Source organism: Tolumonas osonensis (assembly GCF_014202415.1).
Taxonomy (GTDB): Bacteria; Pseudomonadota; Gammaproteobacteria; order Enterobacterales; family Aeromonadaceae; genus Tolumonas; species Tolumonas osonensis.
Map to the genome: position 1 here is coordinate 169,265 of NZ_JACHGR010000003.1, position 14,341 is coordinate 183,605.

A 14,341-nucleotide genomic window follows, 5' to 3' on the forward strand; every position below is an offset into this window, starting at 1 on the left:
TTCAACAGGACTTGTCATGTTGCAAACTGATATTCAGCGCACCGTACGTGCCGCTCTGGAAGAAGATTTAGGTGGCGTACTGGATGCGCATGCCGATATTACCGCACAACTTATTCCTGCCGATAAAGAGGCAGAAGCCTATGTGATCACCCGTGAAAAAGGCGTGTTCTGTGGCAAAGCCTGGGCAGAAGAAGTCTTTGCTCAACTCGGCGGTAACGTCCGTATTGAGTGGAAAGTCAAAGACGGTGACCATGTTGTGCCTAATCAGGAACTGGTTCGTCTGTATGGTCCGGCGCGCATTCTGCTGACTGGTGAACGTTCCGTACTGAACTTTATCCAGACCCTGTCCGGCGTTTCCAGCAACGTCGCACTTTATGTGGAAAAACTGGCCGGTACCCAATGCAAATTGCTGGATACCCGTAAAACCATTCCGGGCCTGCGTACGGCACTGAAATATGCCGTGACCTGTGGCGGTGGCACTAACCATCGTATGGGTCTGTTCGATGCCTATCTGATCAAGGAAAACCACATCATGGCATGTGGTGGTATTGCTCAGGCCATTGAGACTGCTCGTAAACTGAACCCGGGCAAGAAAGTCGAAGTCGAGGTGGAAAACCTGGATGAGCTGCAGCAGGCGCTGGACGCCAATGCCGATATCATCATGCTGGACAACTTCGAAGTCCCGATGATGTGTGAAGCAGTTGCTATCAACGCCGGTAAAGCCAAGCTGGAAGTTTCCGGTAACGTGACGCTGCAGACCATCGCTACCTATGCAGCAACCGGCGTGGACTACATTTCTGTCGGTGCCCTGACCAAGCACACCCACGCCATGGATCTTTCCATGCGTTTTGTGTAAATAAAAAAGCCGTCTTCCCAAATCGGAAAGACGGCTTAAACTCTGTCCTGTTTTATCGGCGATAATCAGGAAAGAATAAACTTCTCAATCACATGTGCTACACCATCGTCTTCGTTGGTGTGCGTCACATAGTCTGCAATCGCCTTGATCTCGTCGAATGCATTACCCATGGCGACCGACAAGCCGGCATATTCCAGCATGTGCACATCATTACCCGCATCGCCCACGCAGATCACCTCTTCCGGTTTGATACCCAGATAGTCGGCCAGCATGGACACACCATTTCCCTTGTTACTGTTCTTGTTCAGAATTTCCAGGAAAAACGGCGCGCTGCGTACCACGGTGAAACGCTCATAATATTCTGCCGGGATCTGTTCAACACCCGGAGACAGAATTTCCGGCTCATCCACCATCATCACTTTCACAATCGGGTGATCGGCGGACAACTCGTTATAGTCAATCAATGTCAGCGAAATGCCGTTGATATCACGCTCATGCGCCGTGTAATGACTGACCTTCGGAGAAATCAGACCCAGCTCTGTAGAAAACGCATGCGTGTTCACACCAATCTGCTGGCTGATGGCATACACATCCTGCACATCTTTACCGCTGATCAGCTGACTGCAGATCGTTTCTCTGGTGCCGACATTCTTAATGACCGCCCCGTTATAACTCAGCGCATAATCCTCCGGCGTCGTCAGCTCCAGCTCTTCCAGATACCGCTCCAGCCCTTCCAGCGGCCGGCCGGAGGCCAGTACTACTTTCACCCCTTGTTTCCGGGCTTCTTTAATCGCACTTTTCGTACGCTCAGAAATCGAACCATCACCACGCAACAGCGTGCCATCCATATCAAGTGCAATCAGCTTATACATCGTCATCACCGGAGTAATAAAGTTGTACTTATCTTACCGTATAAACCGGTTACATTCAGCGAAATTAGCGCGATCTTTAATCGAAAATGAATTAAGCGGATTAATGTATAAACCACCGGACTCATTTCCTGCCTGACACGTTTTTTATGCCAGTCTGACCAATTAAATACCGAACAGAGGATCATCTCAGGCTGAATCCTCAGGCAAATTATCATTTTGTAATTTTTTCAGCTGATATGAAGACAAATCCCGGGATTTTATTTAGGATCCGCATCTACCTTCCAATGTTCGGATGAAGGTAGCAGGAGAGGATGGTTCTACATCCACCGAAGAAGTGAATCTTTCAGGTGCCGCAAGGCGAGGACTGCTACTGGACGATACTCTGGAGAGACCCGTTAAATCGGGCGCCGAAGGAGCAAAACCCGTCAGGGTTGAAACTCTCAGGCAAAAGGACAGAGGGGATGGAATAGCATATCTGGTGATCCTCACTGGGTAGGTGTTCCTGTCTCCTCCTTTCACGAATGAACAGCTTCGTTTCAGGAGGATATTTAAAACTATGCTTCATTCATTTCTTACCGCCGTTGATGACTTTATCTGGGGTCCACCACTGCTTGCGCTACTGATGGGAACCGGCCTTTATCTCACTATCCGTTTAGGCCTGCTGCAGGTTATCCGCCTGCCACTGGCACTGAAACTGGTGTTCTTCCCGCCGAAACATGATGGTAAAGAAGGCGATGTATCCAGCTTCGCAGCCTTGTGTACCGCCCTGTCGGCCACCATCGGTACCGGCAATATTGTCGGTGTGGCTACCGCAGTAAAACTGGGTGGTCCCGGCGCCATTTTCTGGATGTGGATCGCTGCCTTTCTGGGCATGGCGACAAAATACGCCGAAGGCCTGCTGGCTGTCCGCTACCGTCAGAAAGACGCGAACGGTCAGATGAGTGGCGGCCCGATGTACTATCTGGAAAAAGGCCTGGGCAGCAAATTTCTGGCGGGCGCATTCGCGTTGTTTGGTATTGGTGTTGCGCTGTTTGGTATCGGCACCTTCCCGCAGGTCAATGCCATTGCCGATGCCGCTCAACTCACCTTTGATGTACCCAAATGGGCAACTGGCCTGATCCTGGCTGTGCTGGTCGCGCTGATCACGGTGGGTGGCATTCAGTCCATCTCCCGCATTTCAACCAAAATCGTGCCATTCATGGCCCTGGTGTATATCACCTCCTGTCTGGGAGTGATGTATCTGCACGCGGAACAGTTGCCAGAAGTCATTAGTCAGATCCTGAATGCCGCCTTTACCTCGACTGCAGCAACCGGTGGTTTTGCCGGTGCCACTATGATGCTGGCATTGCAGGCGGGTGTGGCCCGCGGGGTGTTCTCTAACGAATCAGGTCTGGGTTCAGCGCCTATTGCTGCCGCTGCGGCAAAAACCAACTCCTGTGTGGAACAGGGTCTGGTCTGCATGACCGGCACCTTTTTCGATACCATTCTCATCTGCACCATGACCGGCATTACGCTGGTGCTGACCGGCGCATGGCAATCTGAAGTTGCCGGCACCGCCATGACCAACCTCGCGTTTACTCAGGGTATCGGCAGCCAGTTAGGCTTCTATCTGGTTAACATCGGTCTGTTGTTCTTTGCCTTTACCACCATCATTGGCTGGAACTACTACGGTGAACGGTGTACCGAATATCTGCTGGGCGTTAAAGCCATTAAAGGCTACCGGTGGGTCTTCGTCCTGCTGGTTGCTGCCGGTGCGACGCTGCATCTGGATCTGATCTGGATCATTGCCGACATCGTCAACGGCCTGATGGCAATTCCAAACCTGATTGGTCTGATTGGCTTGCGTCATGTCATTGCTGCCGAAACTTTTGCCTATTTCAGCGCGAAAGATATCGACACCGGAAGTGCCGAAACGGAAGCCACTATGTAATCCGTTAACCACCTTCAGGTAATGCTGGGGTGGTTAAAAAATGGCAACAAAAAACCCGGCACAGATAGCCGGGTTTTTCATATACAGAAAAGATTAATACAGAAAAGATTAACCGTTTACAGCATCTTTTAATGCTTTGCCAGCAACAAAAGTTGGCACGTTAGAAGCTGCAATCGTGATTTCCTGACCGGTCTGAGGGTTACGACCAGTACGACTTGCCCGGTGATTTACCTTGAAAGTACCGAAGCCAACCAGTTGTACCGGATCGCCTTCTTTCAGGCTTTGAGTAATAGTTTCCAGAATCTGTTCCAGTGCCACTTTAGCCTGGGCTTTGCTCATGTCAGCCTTGGCTGCAATCGCATCAACAAGCTCAGTTTTGTTCATACGCAATCCTTATTATTTAAGCCGATCAAAAAAGCTGCCTCAATCTAGTCAAAATTCTGCTGACTGGCAAAAACTTTCTGTCGTATTTCCCAGGAAAACAGCACATTTTTAGCGGGAACTTCATGGCTGTCACAAAACATGCTGCCAGCCGGTTAAGCTTTATACCATCAGACAGCACTTTATCTGTCCGGTCGTTATTCCAGAGAAATCCCCAGATTCGATATACCACCCTGTTCGGCCATTTCTTTGATTTTCAGGATAACCGCCGCATCGCGGGGTTGGGATACTTCGTCGAGCAATGCAACCTGAAAAGCCATCTCGTCTTCTACCAGCGGTTCGGCGTACAACTCTTCAGCAGAAAGCTCCCGTCCCTGTTGCATCTCAATAAATCCAACCACGGTTCCCATGGATGTCTGGCTGACATCGTAAGCTTCATCACCCAGACGAAAAACCACCGAGTTATAAGCAGTCGCCAGCGCCACACAGGTATCCAGTGCCGGCCAGGCGCCATAACACTCCTCTTGTTGCGGTTCCGGCATGGCAGCTTCAATCTGCTCCAGTATTGCCGACAAATCTACCTGCATGCTTTTCTCAGTCAGATATTGCCACATGGTATCCAGCGAACTGCGAATTAGCCGGGTATCACCCCGTCCTGTACTTTCGGCATACAAGCAATAGTTAGGATACATTCTTTCACTTAACGCCAGCGCAAAGACTGTCTGTTGCCATGGCATCAGCTTACGCAATTTCTTATAGAACTTGTCACCAAACACGGTTGTCTCCTTCGAGTGAGAAGCGAATTGTAAGCCAGTATGCCACTAATGAAAAATTAACTGGCATCCAGATGACTATCCAGGAATACAAAGTCGAACAAAAAATAACCAAACACGTCCTATCTCCGCATTTCGTGACCTGTTTTATTGTCATTGTACTACCGTCCATGGTACAAATCGGGTTTTATGCCATCTAAGGCGGTGATATTTCCCGACCTGCATTCACGGATGGTATGACGTCCAATATTCAACAGAGCGAAGACAGAACAATGAAACGGATTTTCACACCGTTTACAGGTTTGGTGAATCGTGAGTTACCCATTCCCCGCCAGCACCTTTACGCCATCATTATGCTGGCATGTTTCTCTGTGGCCAGTATCACGCTGTTACCGCCTCCGGGTGAACTTCTTTCCGATGAGCCGATTCCGGTTTCAAACGAAGATCTCACTATGGATGCGGAACTGAGCAAGCAGGCTGCTGATACCGAATTCGTCAGTGTTCCGCATGATGCATTGCTGGATGACGATGACGGCATTCCAGATGAAGCTGTATCAACCGGTGAACTCCAGCTGATGGACTACACGGTCAAAGATGATGATAACCTGTCTTATATCTTCAACACGCTTAACCTTTCTGCTGTCACATTGCAGAAACTGCTGGAAGTCGACATTCAGAATTCGCTGGTACGTCTGAAGCCCGGTCAGAAAATCACCTTTTATCTGGATGACGCAAACGTTATCCAGAAACTGGATATCCCGCTGGATCTGGAAAAACACGTCATTTTTGAGCGTAAAAATGATACTTACCAGTCCCGTATCGAACAAAGTAGTGATACCGACGCAGACGACTCTAAACAGGAAAGCATCGCCGCACCTGATGCAACGAATACAAATACTAAAACTGACTCTCCGGCTGTAACAGCAGACAACAGTAAAGTCAGCAAAAAAGAAGCGGCCAGATTGGCAGCCGAAGAAAACAGCAAGAAAAAAGCTGCTGAAAAAGCGAAAGCGCAGGCTGCAGAGAAAAAAGAAGCGGCCCGCCCGGCAATTCGTCCTACCCGTGTACTGAGTGGTAAAATTGCAGGTACATTTGCTGCCAGCGCCCGGAATGCCGGACTCAGCGCCGCCCACGTGCATCAGGTGGCCCGTCTGTTTCAGGGACAGATCGATTTTCGTCGTGACCTGAAAAAAGGCGATACGTTCAAAGTACTGTTCGATCGTAATGCTATTGCAGGCAAAGCCGGCAGTGATGCGCGCGTGCTGGCAGTCATGATTACGACAAAAGGTAAAAACTATTCTGCGTTCCGTAACACAAAAGATAATCAGTTCTATGATGATGACGGCAGCAGTCTGAGCATGACAAAGAGCGGTAAGTTCATGCGTTACCCTATTCCGTCTTCAACCAGAGTCAGTTCCAATTTCAACCCGCACCGGGTTAATCCGGTAACGGGACGGGTGATGGCACATAACGGTACCGATTTCTCAGTCCGTGTGGGTACACCGGTGCAGGCAACAGGTGATGCAGTCGTAGTAAAAGCAACTCGTCATAAGGATATGGGGATCTATATCGTTCTGCGCCATAGTGGTCGCTACAGCTCTGTTTACATGCACCTGAGTAAATCCATGGTCAAACCGGGTCAAAAGGTGAAAATGGGGCAGGTAATCGGTTTATCAGGCAATACCGGCCGTTCAACCGGCCCGCACCTGCATTATGAATTCCATGTGAACAATCGTGCAGTGAATGCAATGCGTGTTGATTTACCGATGAATGAGCCTATGCAAACCAAGGCGAAGAAATCGCTGGTGGCTAAAATCAACGAATATAAGCGTTTGCTGAATGACAGCTAATCAACATAGCTGATGATTAAGACGATTCAACAAGACCGGCCTGAGTGCCGGTCTTGTTGTTTCAGGCCTGATGATAAGCAGCAGAAAAATGATGCACCGCATCGACAAACGTTTTTACCCGCGCAGGTTCGATATCAGGCGTAATGCCATGCCCCAGATTAAACACATGGCCTGAACCATGGCCATACTGCTGCAATATCTGCTGAACCTTGGCCGTGACCAGCGCATCGTCACCCTGCAAAACGGCCGGATCCATGTTGCCCTGCAATGCCACTTTATCGCCGACCCGCTGTCTGGCTACAGCAATATCCGTCGTCCAGTCAAGACCCACCGCATCACAACCGGATGCCGCGATCGCCTCCAGCCATTGTCCGCCACCTTTGGTAAACAGGGTGACCGGAATAACGCGTCCTTCATACTGACGATGGATCCCCTGAATAATCCGTGTCATATACTGCAATGAAAAGTCCTGATAATCCTGATGTGATAACACCCCACCCCAGGTATCAAAAATCATCACCGCATCAGCACCTGCTGCAATTTGTCCATTCAGATACTGGGTCACGCTGGTTGCGAGTTTATCCAGTAATCCATGCAACAGCGCAGGCTCACGATACATCATTTGTTTGATACGGCTGAATTGCTTGCTGCTGCCGCCTTCCACCATATAGGTTGCCAGCGTCCAGGGACTGCCGGAGAAACCAATCAAGGGAACACGCTGTGCCAGCGCTTTCTTTATTGTCCGGACCGCATCCATCACATAGCGCAGCTCGCCTTCCGGGTCCGGCAACGGTAGCGCATCAACATCCCGCTGATGCTGAATGGTTTTGGCAAATCTGGGGCCTTCCCCTGCTCCAAAACTCAACCCCAGTCCCATGGCATCCGGAATAGTCAGAATATCTGAGAACAAAATAGCGGCATCCAGATCAAAGCGCCGCAATGGTTGCAGAGTCACTTCACAGGCCAGTTCCGGTGTCTGGCATAACGTCATGAAATCACCCGCCTCCGCACGTAACTGTCGGTATTCCGGCAGATAACGTCCTGCCTGACGCATTAACCACACAGGCGTGCGATCTACAGGCTGACGCAACAACGCCCGCAGGTAACGATCATTTTCTATCTTAGTCATCTATCTGTTCTGGTTAGCCAATATTTGTTAATTCTAACATTCTGGGGGTTAACATGCTGCTAACAATCAGCAAACTGGCTAAAGCATAAACGAGATGCGATCTGAAAAGAGACATGCTTAACAGTTGTGGTATTCAGTGGTGGGTCATTTTAACCAAAGGCCGCACAATGAGATCAGAAGGGAAATGCGCTTTCTGAATAGCTAACCAAGGAGGCAACATGCTGGTTACTCTCGATAAAATCCGCCAACAGGTCGCAGGAAAACACCCGGTCATTGATGCCTGGCTGGATGTCCGTCGTAACTTGCTAGTCGAATATATGCAACTGGCCGGACTGATGCCTCCGTATCGAAAAACCTTGCCGACCAAAGAAGAGCTGTCTGATTTCTGTGATCGTCTGGTGGACTATGTTTCCGCCGGACACTTTGAAATTTATGAAATTTTGATTGCGGCATATGAAAAGGCCGAAGGACGGCATCTGACATTAACCAACCGTCTGATTGACCGCATCCAAGATACTACCGAATCAATTCTGGATTTCAATGAACGTTATGGTGATGGCTGTGATGATGAGATGCCGGAACTGGAAGCCGATCTGAGTCAGCTTGGGTTGACCCTGGAAGAACGGTTCAAGTTTGAAGACAAGCTGGTGCTGGTTCTGAATGTGCTGAGCGAGGAAGAACAAGCCGCAGCCGCTGAAACCCGGTAACAACAATCTGTACAGGGCGCCGCAAACAACGCCCTGTAAACTACTGTAGTCTGCTGGCTATCAGAGTAATTCTATCGCTTCCTGCAAACTGGTTACCGGCATTATTTTCATCCCGGCAATCTCGTGTTTGGGCATATTGGGTTTTGGAATAATCGCCTGCCGGAAACCATGCTTCGCGGCTTCCTGCAAACGTTCCTGACCTGATGGCACTGGTCTGATCTCGCCCGACAAGCCAACTTCACCAAAGATGATCAGATCCTTCGGGATCGGTTTGTCACGGAAACTCGACACCATCGCCGCAATCAGTGCCAGATCCGCACTGGTTTCCTCGACTTTTACCCCACCCACGACGTTGATAAAGACATCCTGATCCGCCATCTGGATACCGCCATGCCGGTGCATCACCGCCAGCAGCATCGCCAGCCGGTTATGTTCGGCGCCAACGGCCAGGCGGCGCGGATTCGCCAGCTGTGAATAGTCCACCAGCGCCTGCAGTTCTACCAGTAGCGGTCGTGTGCCTTCCCAGATCACCATCACCACCGAACCGGCACTCTCAGCTTCGCCCCGGTTGAGGAATATCGCCGACGGGTTGCTGACCTCTTTCATCCCCTGCGAGGTCATGGCAAACACGCCCAGTTCATTGATCGCGCCAAAGCGGTTCTTCTGACAACGCAGGGTACGAAAACGGGAGTCGGCATCCCCTTCCAGTAATACCGAACAATCGACACAGTGCTCCAGCACTTTCGGACCGGCTAATGTTCCGTCCTTGGTAACATGGCCGACCATGAAGATCGCCACCTGATGCTGTTTGGCGAAACGGGTGAGCTGAGCGGCACTCTCCCTGACCTGGGACACAGAACCCGGTGATGAACTGACATCGGCTACGTGCATGACCTGGATAGAATCAATGACCATCACAGCCGGTTTTTCCTGCAGTGCCAGATGACAAATCTGTTCCACACTCGTTTCAGAAAGCATGCGCAGTTTGTCATTGGGCAATCCCAGCCGGTGTGCCCGCATCGCCACCTGCTGTAACGACTCTTCCCCGGTGACATACAGCACGGGCATCCGTTCTGCCAGGGAACACATCGTCTGTAACAGCAGCGTACTTTTGCCGGCGCCCGGATGGCCACCGATCAGCATCGCGGAACCGGGCACAATCCCGCCCCCCAGCACCCGATCCAGCTCTTTATAGCCAGAACTGATACGCGGTAATTCCGCTAATGAGACTTCCGAAAGGGTCTGGACCTTACTGCTGAGTTCACCCGCATAGCCGCTCCGTTCGCCGCTCTTGCGGGTGATGGCAGAGGGGCCCAGCCGGATTTCTGTGATGGTATTCCATGCTTTACATTCAGAGCATTGCCCTTGCCAGCGGGAAAATTCGGCGCCACATTCATTACAGACATACGCCACCTTACTTTTGGCCATCACAGCTCCTCTTTCAAGAAATGGGCGATTAAATCAGGCTTGCGCAATCACATCGCCGGCCTGCAGCAGGCAGATAACGGCTTCCAGATTCATATGACGGATTGCAACCTGCGCCTGCTCACGCACCACAGGCTTGGCATGAAGCGCCACACCCAGTGCTGCGGCTTTCAGCATAGGCAGGTCATTGGCGCCATCACCAATGGCCACCGTCTGTTTGTCGGATACCTGATAACGTTCTTTCAGTTCCGCCAGCGTTTCGGCTTTGACTTTGGCATCGACGATGCGGCCGTTCACCTTACCGGTCAGACGATCACCATCGATATCCAGTACGTTGGATTCGATATGATCCAGCCCCAGATCACGCTGCAGGACACCGGCAAAATGGGTGAAACCTCCGGAAGCAATGGCCACTTTCCAGCCAGCCGCTTTCGCGGTGCTGACCAGATCCGTCAGTCCCGGCATCAGCGGAATATTTGCGGCAACCTGATCCAGAATGGAAATTGGCGCATCTTTCAGTAGGGCGACACGATTACGCAGACTTTCCGAGAATTCCAGTTTGCCGTGCATCGCAGCGGCAGTTACTGCGGCGACCTGCTCACCGACACCGGCCAGACGGGCAATCTCATCGATGCATTCGATCTGGATAGCGGTAGAATCCATATCCATCAGGATCAGACCACCAGCCTGCAAACGTGGCAGCTCGGCAACATGCGCACCGTCAATGGACCAATCCTGAACTTTCAGCCACTGCATCAGATCCGATGAGTGTGCAGAGGTACCCAGCACCACCGTCCAGACATCACCGACTGCAAAAGGCACAAAGCAGCAGGTTGCCATGCCCATGTCACGGATCTGTTTCAGGGTCGCGGCGACGTGCTCTGGCGCCAGTGATTGTCCCATCAGCACGACATAACCATCACATTCAGGCTTATCGACCGCCTCAGTTCCACGATCAGTAAATTGAAGCACCCCGGATGCGGGGAAATGAACGAGCCAGTCAGCAATTTGCTCAGGCAACGCGGAAATTGGCATGGTGATGAACTCCCTGTCAGTCAGAAAAAGCGGCCGACAGCGTAGCCGATCGCTTTTCCTTCAGGCAAGCGTTATCTCATCATCGCTCAGTTCAGCAGGACAGATTCCAGCGCAATCTTCATCATCTCATCGAACGTATTCTGACGCTCTTCTGCTGAAGTCTGCTCACCGGTCTTGATATGATCAGATACCGTGCAGATGGCCAGCGCTTTGGCACCATATTCCGCCGCAACGCCATAGATACCGGCCGCTTCCATTTCCACGCCCAGCACGCCGAATTTATCCATCACATCAAACATCTGCGGGTCCGGGCTGTAAAACAGATCGGCAGAGAACAGATTACCGACCTTAACCGGGATCCCTAAGGTTTCGGCCGCCGCGACGGCATTGCGCAGCAGACCGAAATCGGCAATCGCAGCAAAATCATGATCTTTGAAACGCATACGATTCACTTTGGAATCGGTACACGCCCCCATCCCGATGATCACATCCCGCACTTTGACATCCGCCCGCACGGCACCGCAGGAGCCGATACGGATGATGTTTTTCACCCCATATTCGGTGATCAGCTCTTTGGTATAGATAGAACAGGACGGAATACCCATGCCATGCCCCATGACTGAAACACGGCGGCCTTTGTAAAACCCGGTATAACCGAACATGTTGCGCACATCGGTCACCAGTTCCGCATTTTCCAGATAAGTTTCAGCGATGTATTTCGCACGCAGCGGGTCACCCGGCATCAGTACCGTTTCCGCAAAGGCACCTTCTTTGGCATTAATGTGTGGAGTGGCCATCTTTATTCCTTCTGTTAATGATGTTCCGGCAGACAATTGCTGCCATATTCAAGCACCGGCAGGCCATGATAGGCCGCAATGGTTTGTCCGATATCGGCGAACGTGTCCCGCATGCCCAGATCCTGCGGCGGCACGGTATCACCGTAGAAAATAACCGGCACATGTTCGCGGGTATGATCGGTCCCGGTCCAGATTGGATCACAGCCATGATCGGCGGTCAGTACGACGCGATCACCAGGCTGCAGCAGTGCAAACAATTCCGGCAGGCGGGAATCAAAATATTCCAGCGCCGCGGCATAACCGGCCACGTCACGACGATGGCCGTACGATGAATCGAAGTCGACAAAGTTCGTGAAGATAATCGACTGATCCGGTGCCGTTTTTACCTGTAGCAGTGTCTTATCCCATAACTCTTCCAGACCAGTTGCCTTGTGCTGTTGGGTGATACCGCATCCGGCATAGATATCGGAGATTTTGCCAATCGAGATCACTTCACCGCCCGCGGCTTTCATCCGATCCAGTAAAGTCGGGATCGGCGGTTCAACCGCATAATCGTGGCGGTTACCGGTACGGCTGAACTCGCCGGCTTTGGCACCGATAAACGGACGGGCAATCACTCGGCCGATGTTATAAGGCGCCAGCAACTGACGCGCCAGTTTGCACAGATCATACAGTTTATCCAGGCCGTAGGTCTCTTCATGACAGGCAATCTGGAATACGGAATCTGCCGAAGTGTAGAAAATCGGCTTACCGGTTTGCATATGCTCTTCGCCGAGACGATCCAGGATCTCAGTACCGGAAGCGTGACAGTTACCGAGATAACCCGGCAAATTCCCCTGCGCTACCAGCGCATCCAGCAATTCCGGCGGAAAACTGTTCTGCTTATCCGTGAAATACCCCCAGTCAAACAGCACCGGCGCGCCGGCCATTTCCCAGTGTCCGGACGGGGTATCCTTACCGGACGACAGTTCTTTCGCATAACCGTACGCGGCAACAGGTGTGACCGAGGCATCCAGGCCTGCAGGGAACACACCACTGGCGTCAGCACAGGCATGCGCCAGTCCCAGCTGGGTTAGATTGGGTAATTGCAGTGGCCCCTGGCGGCCATTATTGGCCAGTCCGTCAGCACATGCCTGAGCAATATGTCCCAGGGTATTGGCACCTTCATCACCAAAACGGGCGGCATCGGCACTCGCCCCGATACCCAGTGAATCCAGCATTAAAATAATGGTTCGTTTCATTTCTACCTCAAACATCCGCCAGGGTAATACGGCGATAAACCGATGGCGGCACTTCTGCTTTTGCCTCACCCACCTGAACAGCATTACGGATCACCGCCGCAGTTTGTTCAAATTGCGCTTCCGTCCGGGCATGAATGAACGCCAGCGGGCGCGCCTGATCCGCCTGTTCGCCTAACGAGATAACGTCAGTCAGACCGACCGCATAATCAATAGGCGCTGACGCACGCAACCGGCCGCCGCCCAACGCTACCACGGCCATCCCCAGCGCCCGGGTATCAATCCGGTTCACGATCCCGGTCGATGCCGCATAAACAGGACGGATAATTTCAGCCTGTTCCAGATGCGCATCGCAGTTCTCGACAAAATCAGCTGGGCCACCCAGTGCGGCAACCATCCGGGCAAAGGTTTCAGCCGCTTTGCCGTTATCCAGTACCTGCTGCAGTTTGGTTCTGGCCTCCTGCTCATTGGCAGCCAGCCCGCCGGAGAGCAGCATTTCGGTACACAGTGCCATCGTCACTTCATGTAACTGCGGATGACGATATGCACCGGTGAGATAGCGTACCGCTTCCCGAACTTCCACAGCATTACCGGCACTGCTCGCCAACACCTGATTCATGTCGGTGAGCAATGCCGTGGTTCGGCAACCAGCACCATTAGCGACAGCGACTATGCTTTTCGCCAGTTCTTCCGACTGCTCATAGGTCGGCATAAAGGCACCGGAGCCCACCTTGACATCCATGACCAGCGCTTCCAGCCCGGCCGCCAGTTTCTTCGATAAAATGGACGCGGTAATCAGCGGAATGGATTCGACTGTCGCAGTCACATCACGAGTGGCATAAAAGCGTTTGTCCGCCGGTGCCAGATCGGAGGTCTGGCCAATGATCGCAACGCCGACTTCTTTCACCACTTTCTTGAAAATGGCGTTCAGCGGACTAGTCTGATAACCGGGGATCGCATCGAATTTATCCAGCGTACCGCCGGTATGCCCCAGACCCCGCCCGGAAATCATTGGCACATATCCACCACAGGCCGCAACCATCGGACCCAGCATCAGCGAGACCACATCCCCCACACCACCGGTGGAATGTTTATCCAGCACTGGTCCCGGCAACTCCAGCTCATGCCAGTCCAGCACCGAGCCGGAGTCTCGCATGGCACAGGTCAGCGCGATCCGTTCCGGCATCGTCATGCCCTGAAAGAAAACCGCCATCGCCAGTGCGGCGATTTGACCTTCAGTGATCGTGTTCTGCGTGATGCCCTGAACAAAGAACTGAATTTCACTGTCAGTCAGTACAAAACCATCGCGTTTTTTACGAATAATTTCTTGCGGAAGGAACATGGTGCC

General features: G+C 51.9%; 13 protein-coding genes and 1 riboswitch. Of the genes, 4 read left to right on the forward strand and 9 right to left on the reverse strand.

Annotated features, from left to right (window positions below; genetic code table 11):
• Positions 1–16 precede the first annotated feature (16 nt).
• A complete protein-coding gene (gene nadC / locus HNR75_RS05235) occupies positions 17–856 on the forward strand; it encodes a carboxylating nicotinate-nucleotide diphosphorylase (RefSeq protein ID WP_188025953.1) in 840 nt (279 codons plus the stop codon).
• Positions 857–921: 65 nt separating this feature from the next.
• Here the strand turns inward: nadC and yidA are convergent, their stop codons facing one another.
• Positions 922–1,728, reverse strand: coding sequence for a sugar-phosphatase (gene yidA / locus HNR75_RS05240; protein WP_188025954.1), 807 nt, complete (start codon positions 1,726–1,728; stop codon positions 922–924).
• A gap of 372 nt (positions 1,729–2,100) precedes the next feature.
• A riboswitch (glycine riboswitch) is annotated at positions 2,101–2,194 on the forward strand.
• A 90-nt stretch (positions 2,195–2,284) separates the two neighbouring features.
• On the opposite strand from yidA, the gene HNR75_RS05245 reads away from it, so the two are divergent.
• On the forward strand, positions 2,285–3,658 hold the full coding sequence (locus tag HNR75_RS05245) for an alanine/glycine:cation symporter family protein (RefSeq protein ID WP_188025955.1): 1,374 nt from the start codon (positions 2,285–2,287) through the stop codon (positions 3,656–3,658).
• Between the two features lie 108 nt (positions 3,659–3,766).
• Here HNR75_RS05245 and HNR75_RS05250 read toward each other — a convergent pair whose 3' ends face one another.
• Both HNR75_RS05250 and HNR75_RS05255 read right to left on the reverse strand, forming a co-directional pair.
• Positions 3,767–4,042, reverse strand: coding sequence for an HU family DNA-binding protein (locus tag HNR75_RS05250; RefSeq protein WP_015879633.1), 276 nt, complete (start codon positions 4,040–4,042; stop codon positions 3,767–3,769).
• A 194-nt stretch (positions 4,043–4,236) separates the two neighbouring features.
• A complete protein-coding gene (locus tag HNR75_RS05255) occupies positions 4,237–4,815 on the reverse strand; it encodes a DUF416 family protein (RefSeq protein ID WP_188025956.1) in 579 nt (192 codons plus the stop codon).
• A 269-nt stretch (positions 4,816–5,084) separates the two neighbouring features.
• Between HNR75_RS05255 and HNR75_RS05260 the strand changes: the two genes are divergently transcribed.
• Positions 5,085–6,662: a peptidoglycan DD-metalloendopeptidase family protein gene (locus tag HNR75_RS05260; protein WP_188025957.1), complete on the forward strand. Its 1,578-nt coding sequence runs from the start codon at positions 5,085–5,087 to the stop codon at positions 6,660–6,662.
• A gap of 61 nt (positions 6,663–6,723) precedes the next feature.
• On the opposite strand, the gene hemE is transcribed toward HNR75_RS05260, so the two are convergent.
• Positions 6,724–7,791 carry a uroporphyrinogen decarboxylase gene (gene hemE / locus HNR75_RS05265; RefSeq protein WP_188025958.1) on the reverse strand — a complete coding sequence of 356 codons (1,068 nt, stop codon included), beginning with the start codon at positions 7,789–7,791 and terminating at the stop codon, positions 6,724–6,726.
• Positions 7,792–8,009: 218 nt separating this feature from the next.
• Between hemE and rsd the strand changes: the two genes are divergently transcribed.
• Positions 8,010–8,498, forward strand: a complete 489-nt coding sequence (gene rsd / locus HNR75_RS05270; protein ID WP_188025959.1) for a sigma D regulator — start codon at positions 8,010–8,012, stop codon at positions 8,496–8,498.
• Positions 8,499–8,558: 60 nt separating this feature from the next.
• Here the strand turns inward: rsd and radA are convergent, their stop codons facing one another.
• From radA to deoA, 5 genes are all read right to left on the reverse strand, one after another.
• On the reverse strand, positions 8,559–9,926 hold the full coding sequence (gene radA, locus HNR75_RS05275) for a DNA repair protein RadA (protein WP_188025960.1): 1,368 nt from the start codon (positions 9,924–9,926) through the stop codon (positions 8,559–8,561).
• Between the two features lie 33 nt (positions 9,927–9,959).
• Positions 9,960–10,958 (reverse strand): phosphoserine phosphatase SerB, encoded by a 999-nt coding sequence (gene serB / locus HNR75_RS05280; RefSeq protein WP_188025961.1) that lies wholly within the window; start codon positions 10,956–10,958, stop codon positions 9,960–9,962.
• An 86-nt stretch (positions 10,959–11,044) separates the two neighbouring features.
• A complete protein-coding gene (gene deoD / locus HNR75_RS05285; RefSeq protein WP_188025962.1) occupies positions 11,045–11,755 on the reverse strand; it encodes a purine-nucleoside phosphorylase in 711 nt (236 codons plus the stop codon).
• Positions 11,756–11,769: 14 nt separating this feature from the next.
• Complete coding sequence (locus HNR75_RS05290; RefSeq protein WP_188025963.1) at positions 11,770–12,996, reverse strand: phosphopentomutase; 1,227 nt, start codon at positions 12,994–12,996, stop codon at positions 11,770–11,772.
• Positions 12,997–13,003: 7 nt separating this feature from the next.
• Entirely contained in the window at positions 13,004–14,335 is a 1,332-nt protein-coding gene (gene deoA / locus HNR75_RS05295; RefSeq protein ID WP_188025964.1) for a thymidine phosphorylase, read from the reverse strand.
• Positions 14,336–14,341: the final 6 nt, after the last annotated feature.